The following is a 19,136-nucleotide window of genomic DNA, read 5'->3' on the forward strand; positions in this document are numbered from 1 at the left end:
TAAGCATAACAAATCTGATTTTTATTTTACCAGTTCAAGTGCATCTAACTCTGTTGAAATAAATTTTAATTCTTCCGTAGTCAAATTAATATCCATGGCCTTGGCATTCTGAACAGCCTGTTCAGCATCACGCGCACCGACAAGCGCAATTGTAATTCCCGGTTGCTCAACCGTCCAGCGAATAACGAGCTGTCCCAATGTTGCATTTTTCTCATCGGCCAGTGGCTTGATTTTGTCAAGAAATTCATTGACACGTTTCAGGTTCTCATCCTTATAGAATGAAATATCAGCACGGTGATCATCAGCTCCGAATTTATAACCTGGTTTCATTTTTCCTGTCAGCAATCCACGCTCCAATGGGCTATATGCCAGAATTGATTTGTTGTGTTCGAGGCAATAAGGAACCGCGTCTTTTTCAATATCACGCTTTACCATACTGTAAGGAACCTGGTCTGAAACCAGATTGATGTAGTTGGAAGCCTCGCGCATCAGATTGGCATCATAATTACAAACGCCGGCATGACGAACTTTCCCTTGTTTAATCAACTGAGAGACAGCTTCCATTGTTTCTGCGATCGGCGTTGTTTTATCATTCCAGTGAATTTGGTAAAGATCAATATAGTCTGTACCAAGTCGTCGCAGGCTATCTTCACATTCTTTGACAATGCTGTCTTTGGCAGCATATTTATAAATGTCAATATCCTTTCCGTTGTTGTCTTTGCTATGCATGGCCAGGTCTCCTTTTGCCAAATCCCAGCGCATGCCGAATTTGGTGAGGATTTGAACCTTATCGCGCGGAATATCCTTGATTGCTTCGCCTACAATTTCCTCACTTAATCCCTGTCCGTATATCGGCGCAGTATCGATGGAAGTTACACCCACATCATACGAAGATCGAATCGCTTTAACTGCCTCGCTGCGTTCTGTGCCGCCCCACATCCATCCGCCAGCTGCCCAGGCGCCAAAAGTAACTACCGAAATTTCAAGATCAGAATGTCCAAGTTTTTTATAAAGCATAAAATTAAGTTTTCGTTATATAATCGTTCTAAAACAACTATTCCACAGTGGAGGTTACACAGAGAACCACAGAGCTAGAAAGAGGTACACAGAGTTTTATTTAAAACAATCTCTGCGTACCTCTTCATTTTCTCTGTGGTTCTCTGTGTAACCCCTACCTACCCTAAAACTATTTAGTTAGTGAGAACGGCACAACTTCCGGTTTCACTCCCCAGTCTTTCGACGGTTTGTCGGTCATATCGAATTGAAGCGTTCCGCCGTTTTGGATATCCTTATGTTCAAGATAAACGTTTTGGTAAGATTTGCCATTCATCGTTGCGCCATCCACGTACATGTTTGCAGCACTTGTTTTTGGTGATTCGATTGTGAATTTTTTCCCGTCTTCCATCGTAATTGTTGCCTTTTTGAAAAGCGGAGATCCAATGACATACTGCGTCGTTCCTGGCGTTACAGGATAAAAACCAAGGGAAGAAAATACGTACCAGGCAGACGTTTGTCCGTTGTCCTCGTCGCCGCAGTATCCGTCAGGTGTTGGCTGATATAATTTTTTCATCACCTGACGCAGCCAATATTGCGCTTTTGACGGTGCTCCTGCGTAGTTATACAGGTAAATCATGTGCTGGATCGGCTGGTTACCGTGCGCATAATTACCCATGTTCATGATCTGCATTTCGCGAATTTCATGGATCGGGAAACCATAATAGCTGTCGTCAAAAATCGGAGGCATTGTGAAAACTGAATCCAGTTTCTGAACAAAAGCTTCTCTGCCACCCATCAAACCAACCAGACCTTTTACGTCCTGAAAAACAGACCAGGTGTAATGAATGCTGTTTCCTTCTGTAAACGCGTCTCCCCATTTGAACGGATTGAAAGGTGTCTGGAATTTTCCGTCCTCATTTTTACCACGCATCCATTTTGTTTTCGGATCAAAAAGATTTCTGTAATTCTGGCTTCTTTTCAGATAAAGATCTATTTCAGTCTGAGGTTTTTTCAATTCTTTTGCCAATTGAGAAATGCAAAAATCAGCATAAGCATATTCCAAAGTACGGGCTGCGTTTTCGTTGATTTTAACATCGTAAGGAACGTAACCTAGTTTGTTGTAATAATCATGTCCAAAACGGCCAACTGAACTTACAGGGCCAGCGTTTTCTGTATTTTTAATAATTGCGGAATATAATTTTTCAATATCATAACCACGGATACCTTTTACGTAAGAATCGGTGATCAGCGATGCAGAATTGGAGCCGATCATACAGTCGCGGTGGCCAGGACTTGCCCATTCAGGTAAAAATCCGCTTTCGTCATACGCATTTGCCAAACCTTCCATAATGTGTGCATTCAGCGTCGGATACATTAATGTGAAGTATGGGAAAACCGCACGGAATGTATCCCAGAACCCATTATCCGTAAACATATACCCAGGACGAACCTCGCCATTGTAAGGACTGTAATGAACCACTTTTCCTTTTGCATCATATTCGTAGAACTTTCTTGGGAACAACAACACGCGGTAGAGGCAGGAATAAAAAGTACGGATTTCGTCGATGTTATCGCCTTCAACCGTAATTCTTGAAAGCTCCTGGTTCCAGACCTTACGGCCTTTTTCCTGCGTTTCGTCAAATGTGTCTTTGCCGAGTTCAGTAGTCAGGTTTCTTTCTGCTTGTTCATAACTTATAAAAGAAGACGCCACTTTTAGCCCGATTTTTTCACCCATTTTTGTTTCAAAACGTACCACAGCACCTACGTGGTTCGCATTGATTTCAAGCGTATCTTTTGTGATTTTATACTTGCTCCATGCGGATGAGAATTTGAAAGCTTTGTCAAAAACCAGCACGAAATAATTCTTGAAATTGGCAGGCACACCGCCGCTGTTTTTGGTCGTGTAACCAATGATTTTACGTTCCGAAGGAATCACTTTTACATAAGAACCTCTGTCGAAAGCATCCAGCAAAACGTAAGAACTGTCTGATTTGGGAAACGTAAAACGAAACTGGGCGGCACGTTCAGTCGGTGCAATTTCTGTCGTTACATCATAGTCAGCCAGGTATACTTTGTAATAATTTGGCTTAACAACTTCTGCTTTGTGTGAAAACCAGCTCGCACGGGCGTTTTCTTCAATTTTCAAACTGGTCATGGGCATGATCGAAAACTGTCCGTAATCGTTGATCCAGGGACTTGGCTGGTGGGTTTGTTTGAAACCGCGGATTTTTTCGGCGTCATACATATAACTCCATCCGTCTCCCATTTTTCCGGTTTGCGGCATCCAGAAATTCATGCCCCAGGGCAATGCGATCGCAGGGTAGGTGTTGCCGGATGATAAACTGAACTTGGATTGTGTTCCCATCAGCGGATTAACATAATCAACCAGATTGGTCGTTGTCGGCACAGTTTGAGCGAACAAATTCGCATGTGTCAGCAGGGTAAAAAAAGCGATACAGGAGATAATTTTTTTCATGTCAAGGGAAAATCCTTTTGAGTTTATGGTAGCAAAAAAGCAATAAACACGAGCCGACGCTAAATCCTTTTAGTTTTATTTAAAGTAAGAATTAGTCGTTCTGATTTATTACAAGCTGCCTTTTTCGGACGGCAATTTACTAAAAAGATTTACTCGCGATCATCGTCATGCGTTATTTCCTGTTGGTATCATTTTTTTAACCTTTGGATTGCAGGAAATCTAATTCCGGAAAGAATTTTATAAGCGAAGTTTTAAACTGAAATGTTTAAGCTAATATGGAATATATTAGCAAGAAAACGCTTTTTCCTTCGTTCCAAGCAGATGTTTTGAAATTTATAGTTTAAAGTACCTTGATAATTCCATTATGACCGAACACTTAAATCGCCTTACTCCACGACAAATTGTCTTTGAACTGGATCAGTATATAATCGGACAAAATGACGCAAAACGTAATGTCGCCATTGCTTTGCGGAACAGATGGAGGCGAATGAATAGTCCTGAGGATATTCAAAAAGAAATTATTCCAAACAATATTCTGATGATCGGGGCAACAGGTGTGGGTAAAACTGAAATTGCCCGTCGCCTCGCAAAAATTGCAGATGCTCCATTTGTGAAAGTAGAAGCTTCAAAGTTTACTGAAGTGGGGTATGTAGGCCGAGACGTAGAAAGTATGGTACGCGACCTTGTCGAACAAGCCGTTGGGATGGTGCGTACCCAGAAAAAAGAAGAAGTAAAAATCAAGGCTGAGCAGGCTGTTGAAGATATTATTCTTGATGCGCTTATACCGCCTATCCACGGAAATAATGTTGTGAAACCGCGCCCTGAAAACGCTGAATCGAACGGAGCAATTCCGGAAGATGATAACGAGCTGAACCAGCGTACGCGTGAACGTTTCCGCGATAAAATTCGCAACGGCGATCTGGATGACAGGAAAATTGAAATTGAGGTTCAACAAAACCAGTCACCGAGTGTCGGAATGATTGGTGGCGCTATGGACGATATTTCGATGATGAACATTCAGGAAATGATTGGAAACATGGTTCCCCGTCGTGGCAAAAAGCGGAAAGTAACCGTGGGAGAAGCCAAAAAGCTTTTGCTCGATGAAGAAGCTGGAAAGTTGATCGATATGGATGAGGTGAAGCTGGAAGCGATTCAGAAGGCTGAGAATCTTGGTATTATCTTCATCGATGAAATTGATAAAGTTGCTTCAAGCCGTTCGGGTGGGAGTGGGCCTGACGTAAGCCGTGAAGGTGTGCAGCGCGATTTGCTTCCGATTGTGGAAGGAAGTGCGGTGAACACAAAACACGGTGTCATCAACACAGACCATATTTTATTTATCGCTGCCGGCGCATTTCACGTAGCGAAGCCATCGGATTTGATTCCTGAACTACAGGGACGTTTTCCAATCCGCGTTGAGCTGAACAGTCTGACGGAAAGTGATTTCTACCAGATTTTGAAAACACCAAAAAACGCTTTGACAAAACAGTATGAAGCGATGATGGAAGCAGAGGGTGTTGACCTTCAATTTGAGGATGGCGCTCTTCGTGAAATGGCGCGTATTGCTTTTGAGGTGAATAGCGAAGTTGAAAATATCGGTGCACGTCGTTTGCAAACGGTAATGAGTTTGTTACTCAACGATTTTATGTTTGATATCCCGGACGTAATCGGACCGGATTCCAATATTGTCGTAACGGCTGATATGGTTAATGAAAAATTGGCGCATTTGATCAAAAACAGAGATTTAAGCCAGTTTATTCTGTAAAAAATCTTCGTTCAATAAGAAAATCCCAAACATAATGGCTTGCGTTATGTTTGGGATTTTCTACGTCACGGCATTAAATTATTCTCCCGAGTATAACCATTTCAATGCTTTTGGAAATTCTTTGCCCCAGCATTCTTCGGAATGTTTTCCTGCCGGATTCAAGGATGCTTTGATTTTAACACGACTATATCCGAATCCCTGATTTTTTAACGTTTCCTGCAATTTTTCAATGTTAGGAATCATTTCAGCACCTTCCTGTCCGCCGCCGTACAAATAAATCCGTGTTTCGAAGGGCTCAAAAAAGTGGATTGCATCAAAATATATTTTGCGGGATATCCATAACGATGGTGAGAAAATCATCAGGCGGCCAAAGATATCCGGATACATCAAAGCGGCATACATACTTAATAGACCGCCGACGGAACTGCCACCAATACCTGTATTCAACCGATCCGGAAGTGTCCGGTATGTTGTATCAATATGTTTTTTTAATGTTTCCGTAACGAATTTTAAGAATAAGTTACCAAAGCCTTTTCCCAGGTTTGGATTGTCGTAAGGCGAGAATTCCTGAACCCTTTCATCACCACCATGGTCTATCGCCACGATAATAACGTTGGCTTTGTCTTCGCCCGCCAAAGAGGCCAGGCTTCGGTCAATTTCCCAACTTCCATATCGCGAACCTTCGCCAAAAAGATTTTGCGCGTCAGTCATATACAAAACCGGGTAATGGCGATCTGGTTGGGCATAGTAATCATGCGGTAAAAGAACGTGAACCCGGCGTTCTTTTTTCAATTGAGGTATCTCGAAAGTTTCTGATAAAATCTCAATGATTGGCATTAAATCCAACTTGGTCAATTTATCAAGCTGCCAGCGCGTTACGAAATCTGAGATATTTCCGCTGTTCTTGTCAATATATCGATTGCCGTAAGGCCTGCCATGTCGGTCAAGTTCTACCTGATCCCAGCCTCCCCGGGTATACTTATATTCCAGAGGAAATGGAAATCCAAAATCTGATGGAAACTGGAAAGTGTATTGTCCGGGACCAACCTTTTTCATTTGATAATGAGGAAGGTCTGGCAGCCATTTACAGAAATTTCCCGTTAAAAATATAGGACGGTTATCGGAGTCTGATGTTGTTAACGTTATTGTAAGTATTTCTTGTAACGTATCTATTTCGTTGAGCATTCTAAGAATAACACTTGGGTCGTTATGAAGCGCAAATTTACGATAAATTTGTAACGAGTAATAGCGGAATGAATAGTTTAACGATCATTTGCCGTCGATTCTTGACCAAGTTATATTGAATGGTCAAAACATGCCATGAATGCTGAAAATAATAAACATTTTTTGGCTAGATTATTGAAAATCTGAGGGTTCGGAATAAATTTGAAACGGTTTTTCCCTTTTTTATGCCTTGAAATTACTACCAAAATTTGACTTTTTAGACATATCTACAAAGTCAAAAGAGAAGTCATGTTTTTCGTCTGCTTCATGGTGTATCCGCTCAGATTCCTGCCATAATTCCGGATTTTCTATTTGAAAAAAAGTATCTCCATTCGATTGGGTATGTACCTCTGTGATATGCAATTTGTCACAAATATCCTGAACCTGGCGGTAGATATCTCCTCCGCCAATAACAAATGCCTCCTCAGTTTCAGTTTTTTTTGCCGCCTCAATGGCATCTGCTAAACTATTAACGACGACTGTTCCTTCAAAAGAAAAATTTTTGTCCCGGGTAATAATAATGGATTGTCTTCCCGGAAGCGGTTTCCCAATGGATTCAAAGGTTTTCCGCCCCATGATGATTGGATGGCCAAGGGTAAGTTGTTTGAAGCGTTTCAGATCGTCCGGCAAACGCCAGATAAGCTGATTATTTAAGCCTATAACACCGTTTTCAGAAACAGCGACAATGATTGAAAGAAGCATTTATTGATATTGTTATAACAAAGTTCGTTGGATAAGGTAAGTATTCCGGTGCTCTGCACCTTGAATTCGGGATTGGTTTAAATTGGTTTCTACAAATATTTCGGTGCTCTGCACCTTGGGTTTTTGATTGGTTCAAATTGATTTCTAAAAATACTCCGGTACTCTACGTGTTAGATCAAGGGTTTGGTTGCAATCGTATTCCTGCAAATGTTCTGGTGTTATTCACTTTCGGGGTTAATGGTGCAGAGCACCTAAATATTTGTAGAAACCGGATATATCACAATATTTAAAAGGTGCAGCGCACCCTAATTAATTTCTGCCACTAAACGCAATTCATCATTCGATGACTACAATTTTGCCCCACGCAAAAAATCACCGACCGCCATTTTCTTTTTCCCTTCCAATTGTAAAACTTCAACGGCAATCCAAAAATCTCCTGCCCTGAATTGTAAAAATGTTTTATTATCCGTCCTGAATTCTCCGGGATTTCCCGCTTCGGAATCATCCGTGATACTTGTTTTGAATATTTTGCATGAGAGCCCGTTCAAAGTCGTCCATGCGGCTGGGTATGGTGAAAGTCCCCTCACAAAATTGTGGATTTTTTCAGCTGGTTGCGTCCAATCGATCTCGCAGGTTTCGCGGAAAATTTTGGGTGCCAGTTTTATTTCTTTTGACTCGTCCTGCGCTTCTTGCGGATAATTTCCTTCCTCAATGGCCTGAACAGTTTTTAGCACGAGCTTTCCGCCGAGCTCCATTAATCTTTCATAAACCGAGCCTGCATCGTCTTCCGGAGAAATCGGATCTTTTTCCTGAAAAATTATTTTTCCTGTATCAATTTCTTTTTCAATGAAGAAAGTTGTGACCCCTGATTCTGTCTCACCGTTGATCACCGCCCAGTTAATCGGCGCTGCACCCCGGTATTGAGGCAATAGTGAACCATGCAAATTGAATGTGCCATATTTCGGCATACTCCAGACAATTTCCGGCAACATTCTAAATGCAACTACCACTTGCAAATCTGCATTTAAAGCTTTTAATTGAGCAATAAACTCAGGATTTTTGAGTTTTTCTGGTTGAAGAACCGGGATTCCCTGTTCTTCTGCATATATTTTTACAGGGGAAGACATTTGCTTTTGACCACGTCCGGCAGGTTTATCTGGCACGGTAATTACGGCAATTACATTAGAATTGCTCTCTACCAGACTTCTTAAACTTGGAACAGCAAATTCTGGTGTTCCCATGAAAATGATTCGTAACTTTTCAGGCATGGATTGTGTTGTCTTTTGACTATTTGGCTTGTAACCATTTACAAATATTGCTATTTTTGTCGTTCATATTTAAAACAATGGAAAAGATAAAAAGATATCGCTGTCGAAAAACTCAGGTTTTCTAGTCTTCTACTACGGGTTGAAACGAACTCTTGTAGAACGGTCCTGGAACCGTTCTTTTTTTTTTGCCCAGGCACCAATTTTTATAATCGAAAATATTTAAACATAACTAAGCAATGGCTAAAATTTCATACTATACCGAGGAAGGATTAAATAAGCTGAAACAAGAATTGAATGACATGAAAACCAAAGGCCGTACTGCCATTGCTGCACAAATTGCAGAGGCTCGGGACAAAGGTGATCTAAGTGAAAATGCTGAATATGACGCTGCAAAAGATGCGCAGGGAATGCATGAAATGAAGATTGCCAAGTTGGAGGAAATCATGTCTACGGCTCGTGTTATCGATGAATCATCAATCGATAATTCTCAGGTAGCTATCCTCTCCAAAGTCAGGATCAAAAACCGTAAAAACGGTATGGAAGTGACATATACACTCGTTTCAGAAGAAGAAGCGGATTTGAAAACAGGGAAAATTTCTATTGGCTCACCGATAGGAAAAGGGCTGTTGGGTAAGAAATTAGGTGAAACTGCGGAAATTAAAGTACCGGCAGGAATGATGGAATTCGAGGTTTTGGATATCAGCCGGTTTAGCGAATAGGTTTTGTAATAGCTGAGCTTATTCCTGAAAAAATGAATCAGCTTCGATAAGAAAATGTTGAATTGCTGTATGATTTTTCATATCGCATTTCAACATTTTTTGTTTAACATTGGGTTGGTTTAAGACAAGCGCAAATGAAATTCAAGGGATATTTGATGACATTTTCATTCCTGTGGGTGGAAGGTATGGCGATTTTTCCTTTTGTTTTTTCCAAAACGAAATCACCTGGGAAAGTTCTTATTCACCACGAAATGATTCATTTGCGTCAGCAGCTGGAACTTGGCTTGTTACCTTTTTATATCTGGTATTTTATCGAATACCTGATCCGGCTGCTCCAATATAGGAAACATCACCAGGCTTATTTAAATATTTCTTTTGAGCGAGAAGCTTATGCAAATGAGCGTGATTTTGAATATCTTGAGAATCGAAAATTCTGGGGGTTTCTAAAATATTTATGACAACAAAATTTCCAGTGACAGAGTAATTACACAATTCAATTAAAAAAGTATGACCGAAGAAAGTAAATCGTTTTTATACAAGTATTTAAACAACGCTTCCCCGACAGGTTTTGAAGTATCAGGACAGAAGATCTGGCTGGACTATATCAAACCATATATCGACGAAGAAATTATTGATGTTTATGGAACAGCCGTCGGTGTGATCGGCGGCGGTCAGGATTACAAAGTAGTTATTGAAGCACATTCAGACGAAATTTCTTGGTTTGTAAATTACATTACGGACGACGGATTTATTCACGTTCGTCGCAACGGAGGTTCTGATGCGGCCATTGCTCCGTCCATGCGCGTCAATTTACATACTGCAAAAGGTATCGTAAAAGGCGTTTTTGGCTGGCCTGCCATTCACGTTCGTGAAACCTCAAAGGACCAGGTTCCAAAAGTTCATGACCTTTTTATCGACGTTGGTGCTGCCAAAAAAGAGGAAGTTCTTGAAATGGGAATTCACGTAGGTACAGTGGCTACGTTTGTTGACGGACTGGACGAGTTGAACGAAAAATTCTACGTTGGACGGGCATTGGATAACCGGATGGGCGGTTTTATGATTGCGGAGGTTGCCAGAATGCTGCATGAGAATAATGTTAATCTGCCATTTACGCTCTACATCGTAAACGCTGTTCAAGAAGAAATTGGTTTGCGCGGAGCAGAAATGATTTCCCGTAGATTGAAGCCGGATCTCGCAATTTGTACAGATGTCACGCACGATACGCAGTCGCCGATGTATAACAAAAAAGAGCAGGGAGATTTAAAATGTGGAAACGGGCCTGTGATATGTTACGGGCCGGCAGTGCAAAACAATGTACGTGATTTGTTGATCAATGTCGCGGAGGAGAAAAGTATACCTTTCCAGCGTCAGGCCGTAAGCCGCTCAACTGGGACAGATACGGATGCTTTCGCTTATTCCACAGAAGGAATTGCCTCTGCACTGATTTCTCTGCCTTTGAAATACATGCATACAACGGTTGAAATGGTACATAAAGATGATGTTCAAAACGTGATTCAGCTGATGTACGACGTACTTCTTTCTCTGAAAGGAAATGAAGATTTCAGGTATATAAAGTAGAAACGAGGGACTGACAGGGGCATGGAGACGTCTTATCCATGCCCTTTCATTTGCCCTGCAAACAAAAAAACACTTCATCAAATGGATAACAGGGCGAGAGGCAGAGGAGCGGGAATTAATACAGACAACAAATTTCGAAAGCAGGAAATTGAATATACTTCCGAAGATTGGATGCAATGGGAAGAGCCGGCAACCAATCCTAAAACGCTTTTTATTGAAGAAATTTCTAAATCAATTCTGAGCAAATCTGATAGTCCGGATCTGCGGCACTTCAATTCGATAAATCCTTATCGCGGATGTGAACATGGCTGCATTTACTGTTATGCCAGAAATTCTCATGAGTATTGGGGTTTTTCGGCTGGGCTTGATTTTGAGACAAAAATTGTTGTCAAGAAAAATGCGCCGCAACTTCTCGAAAAACTCTTAAATTCAAAAAGCTGGGAACCACAGACTATTTTCTTTTCAGGAAACACGGATTGTTATCAGCCCGCAGAAAAGATATATCAGTTGACGAGGCAAATGCTGGAAATTTGTCTCAAATACAGAAATCCGGTCAGTGTTCTTACCAAAAATGCACTTATACTGCGCGATCTTGATATCCTTGAAAAACTGGCAAAGCTTAATCTCGTTCATGGCGCAGTGTCAATTACTTCGTTAAATGAAGATTTACGAGGGAAATTAGAACCAAGAACGGTTACGGGAATGCGGCGTTTACAGGTTATAAAAACACTGCACGAGGCTGGCGTAGAAATGGGCGTGATGACCGCGCCTATCATCCCGGGATTGAATGATCATGAAATTCCTTCCATTATTCAGGCGGCAGCAGAAGCGGGGGCAATTTGGGCTGGTTATACGGTTGTCAGGCTCAACGGGGCGATCGGGGAAATATTTAATGAGTGGGTCAACCATCATTTCCCTGACAAGGCGTCGAAGGTTTTAAGCCAGATCAAAGAATGTCACGGCGGGCAGGTAAACGATTCCCGTTTTGGGCTTCGCATGAGTGGTGAAGGTAAATATGCCGAGCATATCAAACAGCTTCACGCACTTGCATGTAGGAAGTATTTTGGTGATAAGGAACGCACAGAATTGGATACATCACTATTTATAAAAGGGGGACAAATGAAATTATTCTAAACAGGATAATTATTTGCCGGACCATCACAATTTCTAAACCTATTAATTCATGAAAAAAACAATTCTTGCTCTGAGCTTTTTTGCCTGCGTTGGTTTAATTACCAATAGTTGTGCAAGCTCTTCAGGAAATAAAAGTCCCTTTTTGGCGACTTCTGATTCGTTAGAAAACAATACTTACCCTGTTGCCAAAACAGTGATTACAGGCGCCGACCAGACTGCTGAATACTTGAAGTATCTGAAAGGTAAGAGGGTCGCAATGGTTGTTAATCAGACATCGATTATTGGGAAAACGCCCAGCGTTGACAGTTTATTGGCTTTGGGAGTGAACATTGTAAAAATATTTGGTCCTGAACATGGTTTCCGCGGAAACGCCAGCAACGGAGCAAAAGTGAGCGACGAAAAAGATCCTAAAACCGGAATTTCTGTCATATCGCTTTATGGAAAATTGAAAAAACCAAGCAAGGAACATTTGGCTGATGTCGATCTGGTAATATTTGATATTCAGGATGTTGGATGTCGTTTTTACACCTATATCAATACGTTGGACCATGTGATGGAATCATGCGCAGAAAATAACAAAGAGCTGATGATTCTTGATCGCCCCAATCCGAATGGTTATGTCATTGACGGTCCGATTCTGGAAGATCATCTTTATTCAGGTATCGGTATGCACAAGATTCCGATTACCCACGGCATGACAATGGGTGAGTTTGCGCAGATGTTGAATGGAGAAAAATGGCTGCCGGGACAGTTGCAATGTAAGCTGAAAATCATCAAAGTGGCTAACTATACACATGATACGCCTTATGAATTACCGGTTTTTCCTTCACCGAACCTGAATAGCCAGCAATCGATTTTGTTATATCCAAGTATTTGCCCTTTTGAAGGAACCATAGTTAGTCAGGGCAGAGGTACTTATATGCCTTTTACGGTTTTGGGTGCTCCATTGTTAAAAGGGAAATACGAGTTTTCATTCATGCCAAAAAGTATCCAGGGTATGAGCGAAACGCCGCTGCATCAAAACCAGGATTGTTATGGCCTGGATTTGCGTAAATATGACGTTTCGTCTTTAAGAAAAAGCAAGCAGATTAATTTAAAATGGCTTATCGAAATGTATAACGCCTATCCGGATAAAGCGCGATTCTTCGATATGTCGCAAAGCAAACAAATGGGAAATTTTGATAAACTGGCTGGAACTGAGAATTTAAAGAAACAGATTATTGCAGGAGTTTCTGAGGAGGAAATCAGGAAAAGCTGGGAGCCAGGTTTGACTGACTACAAAAACATGCGCAAGAAATATCTTTTATATCAGTAAAAAAGCTGATTTATCTTGAAAAACGAAACACCCCTGAGGCACTGTCCCAGGGGTGTTTAACTTTTACTCAACGAGATAAAATATATTACTTACACAATTTCAACCGAAAATTAATTTCTTTTTTAGCATATACGTTTAAGGCGGATTGATTAGATCGATCCGCCTTAAAAAATATTAAAAAGATTTTTGATTCTAATTTATTTGCTGATTATCAGCTTTATATAAATTCAGGTCGTTCGAATTCGTTTTGGCAGATTTTAAAATTTTGCAGTCAGCACTTTGGGATCGCAGCCCACCGCAGCATTATTTACAAAGCCCACACTGACATTTGTAATTTTTGTGGACTTACCTGGCGGTAAATCCTTTTTAATTGTAATTGTCTTGGTCGTCAGCGCTTCCTGAATATCGGAAAGATACTTAAATTCTACGTCCACACTTTTTGCAGCGCGATTTGTTTTATTTTCAATCTCCATGTTATGGATCGCAATTCCACCCACAAGATGCCATTCGTTTTCAATAATTTTAAATTCTTCCTGGAACTTGGTTTTCTCTATTACCTGAGCCAGTTTTGCCGAATCTTTTTCATCTAATACCGTTGTGACGGAACTAACCTCTTTGTCTTTTTTTAAAAAATCAAGCTGATTGTAATAGTAGAGGATATAAATAAATACCAGGACAGGAACAATTGCACTAATCCATTTAAGCCACTCGATTGCTATCTTCTTGAACTTCGAATTTTTACGTTTTCTTGACGGCATTTGTTTTCAATTACGTTGAGAATTGCAAATAAAAGCATCCTTCGTAGTAAGAATACTATAAATCCAGAAAATTTACGCAAAAATTTTTGCAGAGCTATTTTTATTCAGCAAGGAAGCTCTCGCTGAGGGTTACCAGAATTGAAATAAATAATTTCTAGTCTGGCAAGTATCGGAAAATTCGACGAGGATAAGCGACTCAAATTATCAACATGCTAAGCCTACCACCACACATATTCCATGAGGTTATATAGTATGATAAGCAGCAACAATAATCCAAATAAAGAAACAGCAAATCCTTTTTTTTCATCGAACACAGACTGATTTTTCTGTGACTCCTTCATGGTAAACAAAATTGTAGAGGTAATGCTCCAAAGCTATTTTTTCAGAGACTTTTGACTGGTAATCAAAACTAATAATTCGCCGCTACGATTCAGGAAATGTGTGTATCAATGTTGTCTAATGGTGACACAAGGTTAGGTTTTTCTACACAAGGTTACAAACCGTTAACTAAATTAACACAAACAATCTCACGTTGTTGAATAACTTCTAATCTATTGTTATGATGGTGATAGAATTTGGTGTAGTGATATTTCATTTATATCACTACTTAACCTTAATCTGCAAATTCCCTATCCTCTTCACGGCTTCGAATTTTTTCTGGCAGTATCAGGATAGACAACTCCACCGGTCGTTATTGTTCTTTTTCTTTTGCGGACGTAACTTGCCGTAGTATCAATACCAGGTCTTCCCGTACTGCTTCTGCTGCCATCCACAGATCCATTAGAATTCACATTTCCGTTGTCGTTCAAAACCGGAGCATTTTCCTTAACTACGGGATCTTTTTGCAGATCAACACGTTTGGAAGTGTCCATGACCGTAGTTCTTTTTGAGGTTTTCTTTTTGTAAGAATCGCTGGTCTGAGCAAAGGTTATCATTGGCGCGATTATCAATGCGACGGTAAATATCAATCGGGACTTTCTCATAGTTTGCTCGTTTTTGAAATGCAGGACAAGATGAATTCATTGTAGATGTAAATCACTAAAAATATTATTCCATGATTGTTAAAGCAGAGTCGAGAAGTATGTCAAATAATTCAGTAGCCGAATTCTCAACTTCGGCGAAATAAATTTAAACTTCGGTAAGGTCGGATTGTTCTCTGTCGGCGTAATCTTCAAATTTGATCATAATCTAAACAGAAGATCAGAATGAAAACGCTGCTCGTTTCACTAACGCTACTTTTTGTATGTTGCTCCGTTTTTGGTCAAACTACCATATCCGGGAAAATTTCTGATCAAAAAGGCACTGGTATTCCGGGTGCAAATGTTTTTATAAAAGGGACTTATGACGGGGTATCTTCGGATGAAAACGGAAAATTTAATTTTGAAACTGCCGCTGCCAATAAGCAAATAATAACCGTTCAGGCGTTAGGTTTTAAGACGCAGGAAATAGAAATTATTTGCTCGGGCAAGCCGTTAAGTATTCAAATTTCTCTTACTGAAAGTATAGACTTACTTACTGCGGTAACAATCAGTGCAGGCGCCATGGAGGCCAGCGATGTGAAGAAATCTGTGGTTTTAAAGCCAATTGATATTGTTACAACATCAGGAGCGATGGGTGACATCACGGCTGCATTACTTACCCTTCCTGGAACTTCCACAGTTGGAAATGACGGCAGGTTGTTTGTAAGAGGCGGCGACGCTTCCGAAACTTCCATTTTCATTGATGGGCTCCAAGTCGGAAATGCCTATGGCAGCACTGCCGCAAATGTTCCCACTCGGAATCGTTTTAGTCCCAATTTATTCAAGGGTTCCTTTTTTAGTACAGGCGGTTATTCCGTAGAATATGGGCAGGCACTTTCTTCGGCGCTTGCTTTAAATACATTGGATATGCCCCTGAGAAGTCAGGGTGATCTCAGTATTATGTCTTTGGGTGGAGGTTATACACAAACTTTTGTCGGAAAGGAAAATGCTGTTACTGCATCAGCAAATTACTACAATCTTGCACCATACCAATCTCTCATCAGTCAGAAATTTGATTGGGAAAAAAGCCCCGCCAGTTGGGATACAGAGATTGCCATGAAACAAAAATGGGGGAAATCGGGATTTATTAAGGCGTATGCGCACACCGAGGGAAGCTCAATGACGATTTGGCAACCGGTTCCAGGTGAGCCAGGCAGGGGAGATCGAGTTCGGATCAACAATCGATATTCTTACGGAAACCTTTCATTTCGCCAGACTGGAAAAAATGATTGGTCTTTTTACGGGGGGCTGGCATATTCCCATAACCGGGATCTGATCAATTTAAACTATGAGCCAATTCGCCAGATTAACCAGGTGGGACATGCGAAAGTAGTTGCGACAAAAGATTTTAACCCACAGTTTTCACTAAAAAATGGCGTTGAATGGTATCTGAAATCTTTTTCAGAAGAACGGATTGATGACAAGCTAAAACGTGGTTTGCATGATCATCAGCTCAATCATTTTCTCGAAACAGATTATTATTTCAGCAACAGGCTGGTTTTCAGAGGAGGTTTACGCAGCGGATTCAGCACCGTTGCAAAACATTACTGGCTTGATCCTCGCGCATCTCTTGCATATAAGCTTAATAATCAGGGGCAGTTTTCCATTGCCGCCGGTAAGTTCCACCAGCTTCCGGATGAAAAATTGAGAGTGTTGCAAAACGATTTGCAGAATGCAGAAGCAAGTCATTACATAGTTAATTACTTCATTGTCAACAATAACAGGACTTTACGTGCGGAGGCTTTTTATAAAACCTACGAAAATCTGGCTACTTACAGCGGCACTGATCAGGCTCCTGTCAGAATCGCGCAGACTGGTTCCGGTTATGCCAGAGGCGCGGATGTCTTTTACCGGGACAAAAAAACAGTCAGGAATACAGACTTTTGGGTGACTTACAGTTTTGTTGACAGTAAGCGAAAATATTCTGTTTACGAATCGAAAGTGCAGCCATCTTTCGCCCCAAAACACAACGGATCTGTTGTTTTAAAACATTTCGTAAGTCGCCTGAAATCACAGCTTGGAACTTCCTGGTCGTGGAACAGTGGCTACACTTTCAACGATCCCAATCTTCCAGGTGAAATGCAAAGCAAAACAAAGGCGTATAGCGATTTGAGTATCAGCTGGAGTTATTTGCCGAAGCCAAATATGATCCTGCATCTGGCTTGTTCCAACGTGCTGGGAAGAAACAATGTGTTTGGCTACAAATATGCCAGCCAGCCCGATGAAACAGGCTTTTTTGAGAGAACTCAGATAGGACAGGGAGCAACGAGAATGATCTTCGCCGGACTTTTTATTACACTTTCAAAGGATAAAACTGCAAATCAGCTGAATAATCTTTAATGTCAATTTTTTCTTTTTATTAATCTTAATTTCCAGAAATCATGAAAAAATCACTGTTAACAATCATCTTAATCTTTGCCGTTATGGTGTCTGTTTTTGCGCAGGAAACTTCTTACCAAAACGTTATGAAAACTGAAATTGCTAAACTGGATCATGCAGATTCGCTCAATAGATTCCAGCAATCTGCTAATGCATTTTCAAGAATCAGTCAGCTGAATCCGAAGGAATGGCAGCCGTATTACTATGGCGCTCTGGCATACATTTACCAGGGACTAGATGGTGCTTCGTCATTGGAGAAACGCGACGAAGCGTTGGCTAAGGCGGAAGAATTGATCAAAAAAGCCGAGGTAATTTCTCCGGACAACGCTGAGATTATCGCTTTGGAAGGCTTTAAAGTAATGGCAGAAGTAAGTGCGGATCCGGCAAGCAGAGGGCAAACTTTATCGGGAAAGGTAATGCACAATTTCAGTAAAGCCCTGAAAATTGATCCAAAAAATCCGAGAGCGGCTGTATTAATGGCGCAAATGGAGTTTGGTATGGCGAGATTTTTCAATTCCGGAACAGAGAAAGCCTGCGATCTGGTCAAACTAAGTCAGCGTTCTTTTGAAGCTCAAAATGAAGAAACATTAAAAGCTGCCTTGCTGCCAACCTGGGGAAAAAATCTTGCCGATAAATTGTCAAAAGTATGTCAGTGATTCCGGTGAACGTATGATTGATTGGAATTAATCTCTAAAATTACATACTTTAAAAAACAGACGAACAGTATGTCACCTTCTACAAAAGGCTCTAAAAAATTCTGGAATTTTTCTCCTTCCTTTTTCGGAGTGAATATAATTATTGCCGCCGCAATTACTTTCAGTTTCTGTCCGTCTTGTCTTTTGAGTAAGGAAGGTTTGATTCGTTCGATCGATAATTTTGCCAGCTCTTTTTTAGTATCATGCGTTTTAAGTTATGGTGGTTTTCTATTCGAATACTACTTCGACCGAAAAATGCCCTGGATAAAGTATCCCGTTCAGAGATTAATTCTGGAGACTTCCGGATACTTGTTATATGTTTTTATTGCCAGTATCATTTTGTCTTTTCTCTTCGGAACCTTTGTATATGATTCAATTGATCTGAAAAATATTCCCTGGGACGAGCTTATTTCCGACACCATCATACCCTTGAAAATCTCGATTGTAATTTCGGTCATACTTATCAGTCGTTCATTTTTGCTGGAATGGCGGAAGTCGGCGATTGAAGCTGAACAATTGAAAACGCAACAATATGCCCAGCAATATCAAACGTTGAAGGACCAGTTGAATCCACATTTTCTATTTAATTCCCTAAATGTTCTGAGTAATCTGGTATATGAAAATCCGGATACGGCTGTTAAATTTATTCGTCAGCTTTCTAAAATTTATCGATATGTTTTAGAAGTTCAGCAAGAAAAACTAGTCGAACTTTCCGGTGAACTGGAATTTGCTGAAAACTTTCTTTCGCTTCAAAAAATACGTTTTGAAGAAGGCTTGTTATATCGGATCAATCTCGGCGAACAATTAGACTTTTTCCTGCCGCCGCTTTCTTTACAAATGCTTTTAGAAAACGCGATAAAACATAATATCGCCTCGCAGGCAAATCCACTGATTATCGACATATTAATGGAAGAAAATAAATTGGTCGTGAAAAATAATCTGCAATTGAAAAGCAGTTTATCGGAAGAGTCAACGGGAATTGGCCTCTCGAATATTCGCAAAAGATATGAATTGATGAGTAGTAAGCCAATTGAAATAGAAGAATCGCTCACTTCATTTGTGGTAAGATTACCTTTGTTAACTGCAAAGGAATTATAAAAACTGATTTTCA

General features: G+C 40.6%; 16 protein-coding genes. 9 read left to right on the plus strand and 7 right to left on the minus strand.

Translation table 11 applies throughout. From position 1 onward, the window contains the following. Positions 1-21: 21 nt before the first annotated feature. Together L0657_RS02555 and L0657_RS02560 are read right to left on the minus strand one after the other, a co-directional pair. Positions 22-1,017 (minus strand): aldo/keto reductase, encoded by a 996-nt coding sequence (locus L0657_RS02555; RefSeq protein ID WP_235148826.1) that lies wholly within the window; start codon positions 1,015-1,017, stop codon positions 22-24. A 169-nt stretch (positions 1,018-1,186) separates the two neighbouring features. After that, positions 1,187-3,472, minus strand: a complete 2,286-nt coding sequence (locus L0657_RS02560) for a GH92 family glycosyl hydrolase (protein WP_235148827.1) — start codon at positions 3,470-3,472, stop codon at positions 1,187-1,189. A 364-nt stretch (positions 3,473-3,836) separates the two neighbouring features. Between L0657_RS02560 and hslU the strand changes: the two genes are divergently transcribed. Beyond that, positions 3,837-5,234, plus strand: coding sequence for an ATP-dependent protease ATPase subunit HslU (hslU, locus tag L0657_RS02565; protein WP_235148828.1), 1,398 nt, complete (start codon positions 3,837-3,839; stop codon positions 5,232-5,234). Positions 5,235-5,312: 78 nt separating this feature from the next. On the opposite strand, the gene L0657_RS02570 is transcribed toward hslU, so the two are convergent. The 3 genes from L0657_RS02570 to fmt all read right to left on the minus strand — a co-directional run bounded on the left by L0657_RS02570 (position 5,313) and on the right by fmt (position 8,428). Further along, positions 5,313-6,290, minus strand: coding sequence for an alpha/beta hydrolase (locus L0657_RS02570; RefSeq protein WP_235148829.1), 978 nt, complete (start codon positions 6,288-6,290; stop codon positions 5,313-5,315). Between the two features lie 351 nt (positions 6,291-6,641). Continuing rightward, positions 6,642-7,160: a dihydrofolate reductase gene (locus tag L0657_RS02575; RefSeq protein ID WP_235148830.1), complete on the minus strand. Its 519-nt coding sequence runs from the start codon at positions 7,158-7,160 to the stop codon at positions 6,642-6,644. Positions 7,161-7,507: 347 nt separating this feature from the next. Then, positions 7,508-8,428, minus strand: a complete 921-nt coding sequence (gene fmt, locus L0657_RS02580; RefSeq protein WP_235148831.1) for a methionyl-tRNA formyltransferase — start codon at positions 8,426-8,428, stop codon at positions 7,508-7,510. Between the two features lie 236 nt (positions 8,429-8,664). Between fmt and greA the strand changes: the two genes are divergently transcribed. The 5 genes from greA (at position 8,665) to L0657_RS02605 (ending at position 13,174) form a co-directional block, all read left to right on the plus strand. Beyond that, positions 8,665-9,147, plus strand: coding sequence for a transcription elongation factor GreA (greA, locus tag L0657_RS02585; protein ID WP_235148832.1), 483 nt, complete (start codon positions 8,665-8,667; stop codon positions 9,145-9,147). A gap of 134 nt (positions 9,148-9,281) precedes the next feature. Continuing rightward, entirely contained in the window at positions 9,282-9,605 is a 324-nt protein-coding gene (locus L0657_RS02590; RefSeq protein WP_235148833.1) for a hypothetical protein, read from the plus strand. Between the two features lie 49 nt (positions 9,606-9,654). Then, on the plus strand, positions 9,655-10,725 hold the full coding sequence (locus L0657_RS02595) for a M42 family metallopeptidase (protein WP_235148834.1): 1,071 nt from the start codon (positions 9,655-9,657) through the stop codon (positions 10,723-10,725). 81 nt (positions 10,726-10,806) lie between these two features. Next, positions 10,807-11,859 (plus strand): PA0069 family radical SAM protein, encoded by a 1,053-nt coding sequence (locus L0657_RS02600; protein WP_235148835.1) that lies wholly within the window; start codon positions 10,807-10,809, stop codon positions 11,857-11,859. A gap of 49 nt (positions 11,860-11,908) precedes the next feature. Then, on the plus strand, positions 11,909-13,174 hold the full coding sequence (locus L0657_RS02605) for an exo-beta-N-acetylmuramidase NamZ domain-containing protein (RefSeq protein ID WP_235148836.1): 1,266 nt from the start codon (positions 11,909-11,911) through the stop codon (positions 13,172-13,174). Between the two features lie 257 nt (positions 13,175-13,431). Here the strand turns inward: L0657_RS02605 and L0657_RS02610 are convergent, their stop codons facing one another. Further along, a complete protein-coding gene (locus L0657_RS02610; protein WP_235148837.1) occupies positions 13,432-13,932 on the minus strand; it encodes a hypothetical protein in 501 nt (166 codons plus the stop codon). Between the two features lie 638 nt (positions 13,933-14,570). Continuing rightward, positions 14,571-14,915 carry a hypothetical protein gene (locus L0657_RS02615; protein ID WP_235148838.1) on the minus strand — a complete coding sequence of 115 codons (345 nt, stop codon included), beginning with the start codon at positions 14,913-14,915 and terminating at the stop codon, positions 14,571-14,573. A 222-nt stretch (positions 14,916-15,137) separates the two neighbouring features. Between L0657_RS02615 and L0657_RS02620 the strand changes: the two genes are divergently transcribed. From L0657_RS02620 to L0657_RS02630, 3 genes are all read left to right on the plus strand, one after another. Further along, on the plus strand, positions 15,138-17,291 hold the full coding sequence (locus L0657_RS02620; RefSeq protein WP_235148839.1) for a TonB-dependent receptor: 2,154 nt from the start codon (positions 15,138-15,140) through the stop codon (positions 17,289-17,291). A 41-nt stretch (positions 17,292-17,332) separates the two neighbouring features. Then, entirely contained in the window at positions 17,333-17,986 is a 654-nt protein-coding gene (locus tag L0657_RS02625; RefSeq protein WP_235148840.1) for a hypothetical protein, read from the plus strand. 69 nt (positions 17,987-18,055) lie between these two features. Further along, entirely contained in the window at positions 18,056-19,123 is a 1,068-nt protein-coding gene (locus L0657_RS02630) for a sensor histidine kinase (protein ID WP_235148841.1), read from the plus strand. The last annotated feature ends 13 nt before the right edge of the window (positions 19,124-19,136 follow it).

It is taken from the genome of Dyadobacter sp. CY345 (assembly GCF_021502725.1).
Lineage (GTDB): Bacteria > Bacteroidota > Bacteroidia > Cytophagales > Spirosomataceae > Dyadobacter.

Bases quoted from the DNA above. Each gene is read 5' to 3' on its own strand.
- L0657_RS02555 (WP_235148826.1), bottom strand. From the start codon at position 1,017: ATGCTTTATAAAAAACTTGGACATTCTGATCTTGAAATTTCGGTAGTT.
- L0657_RS02560 (WP_235148827.1), bottom strand. From the start codon at position 3,472: ATGAAAAAAATTATCTCCTGTATCGCTTTTTTTACCCTGCTGACACAT.
- hslU (WP_235148828.1), top strand. From the start codon at position 3,837: ATGACCGAACACTTAAATCGCCTTACTCCACGACAAATTGTCTTTGAA.
- L0657_RS02570 (WP_235148829.1), bottom strand. From the start codon at position 6,290: ATGAAAAAGGTTGGTCCCGGACAATACACTTTCCAGTTTCCATCAGAT.
- L0657_RS02575 (WP_235148830.1), bottom strand. From the start codon at position 7,160: ATGCTTCTTTCAATCATTGTCGCTGTTTCTGAAAACGGTGTTATAGGC.
- fmt (WP_235148831.1), bottom strand. From the start codon at position 8,428: ATGCCTGAAAAGTTACGAATCATTTTCATGGGAACACCAGAATTTGCT.
- greA (WP_235148832.1), top strand. From the start codon at position 8,665: ATGGCTAAAATTTCATACTATACCGAGGAAGGATTAAATAAGCTGAAA.
- L0657_RS02590 (WP_235148833.1), top strand. From the start codon at position 9,282: ATGAAATTCAAGGGATATTTGATGACATTTTCATTCCTGTGGGTGGAA.
- L0657_RS02595 (WP_235148834.1), top strand. From the start codon at position 9,655: ATGACCGAAGAAAGTAAATCGTTTTTATACAAGTATTTAAACAACGCT.
- L0657_RS02600 (WP_235148835.1), top strand. From the start codon at position 10,807: ATGGATAACAGGGCGAGAGGCAGAGGAGCGGGAATTAATACAGACAAC.
- L0657_RS02605 (WP_235148836.1), top strand. From the start codon at position 11,909: ATGAAAAAAACAATTCTTGCTCTGAGCTTTTTTGCCTGCGTTGGTTTA.
- L0657_RS02610 (WP_235148837.1), bottom strand. From the start codon at position 13,932: ATGCCGTCAAGAAAACGTAAAAATTCGAAGTTCAAGAAGATAGCAATC.
- L0657_RS02615 (WP_235148838.1), bottom strand. From the start codon at position 14,915: ATGAGAAAGTCCCGATTGATATTTACCGTCGCATTGATAATCGCGCCA.
- L0657_RS02620 (WP_235148839.1), top strand. From the start codon at position 15,138: ATGAAAACGCTGCTCGTTTCACTAACGCTACTTTTTGTATGTTGCTCC.
- L0657_RS02625 (WP_235148840.1), top strand. From the start codon at position 17,333: ATGAAAAAATCACTGTTAACAATCATCTTAATCTTTGCCGTTATGGTG.
- L0657_RS02630 (WP_235148841.1), top strand. From the start codon at position 18,056: ATGTCACCTTCTACAAAAGGCTCTAAAAAATTCTGGAATTTTTCTCCT.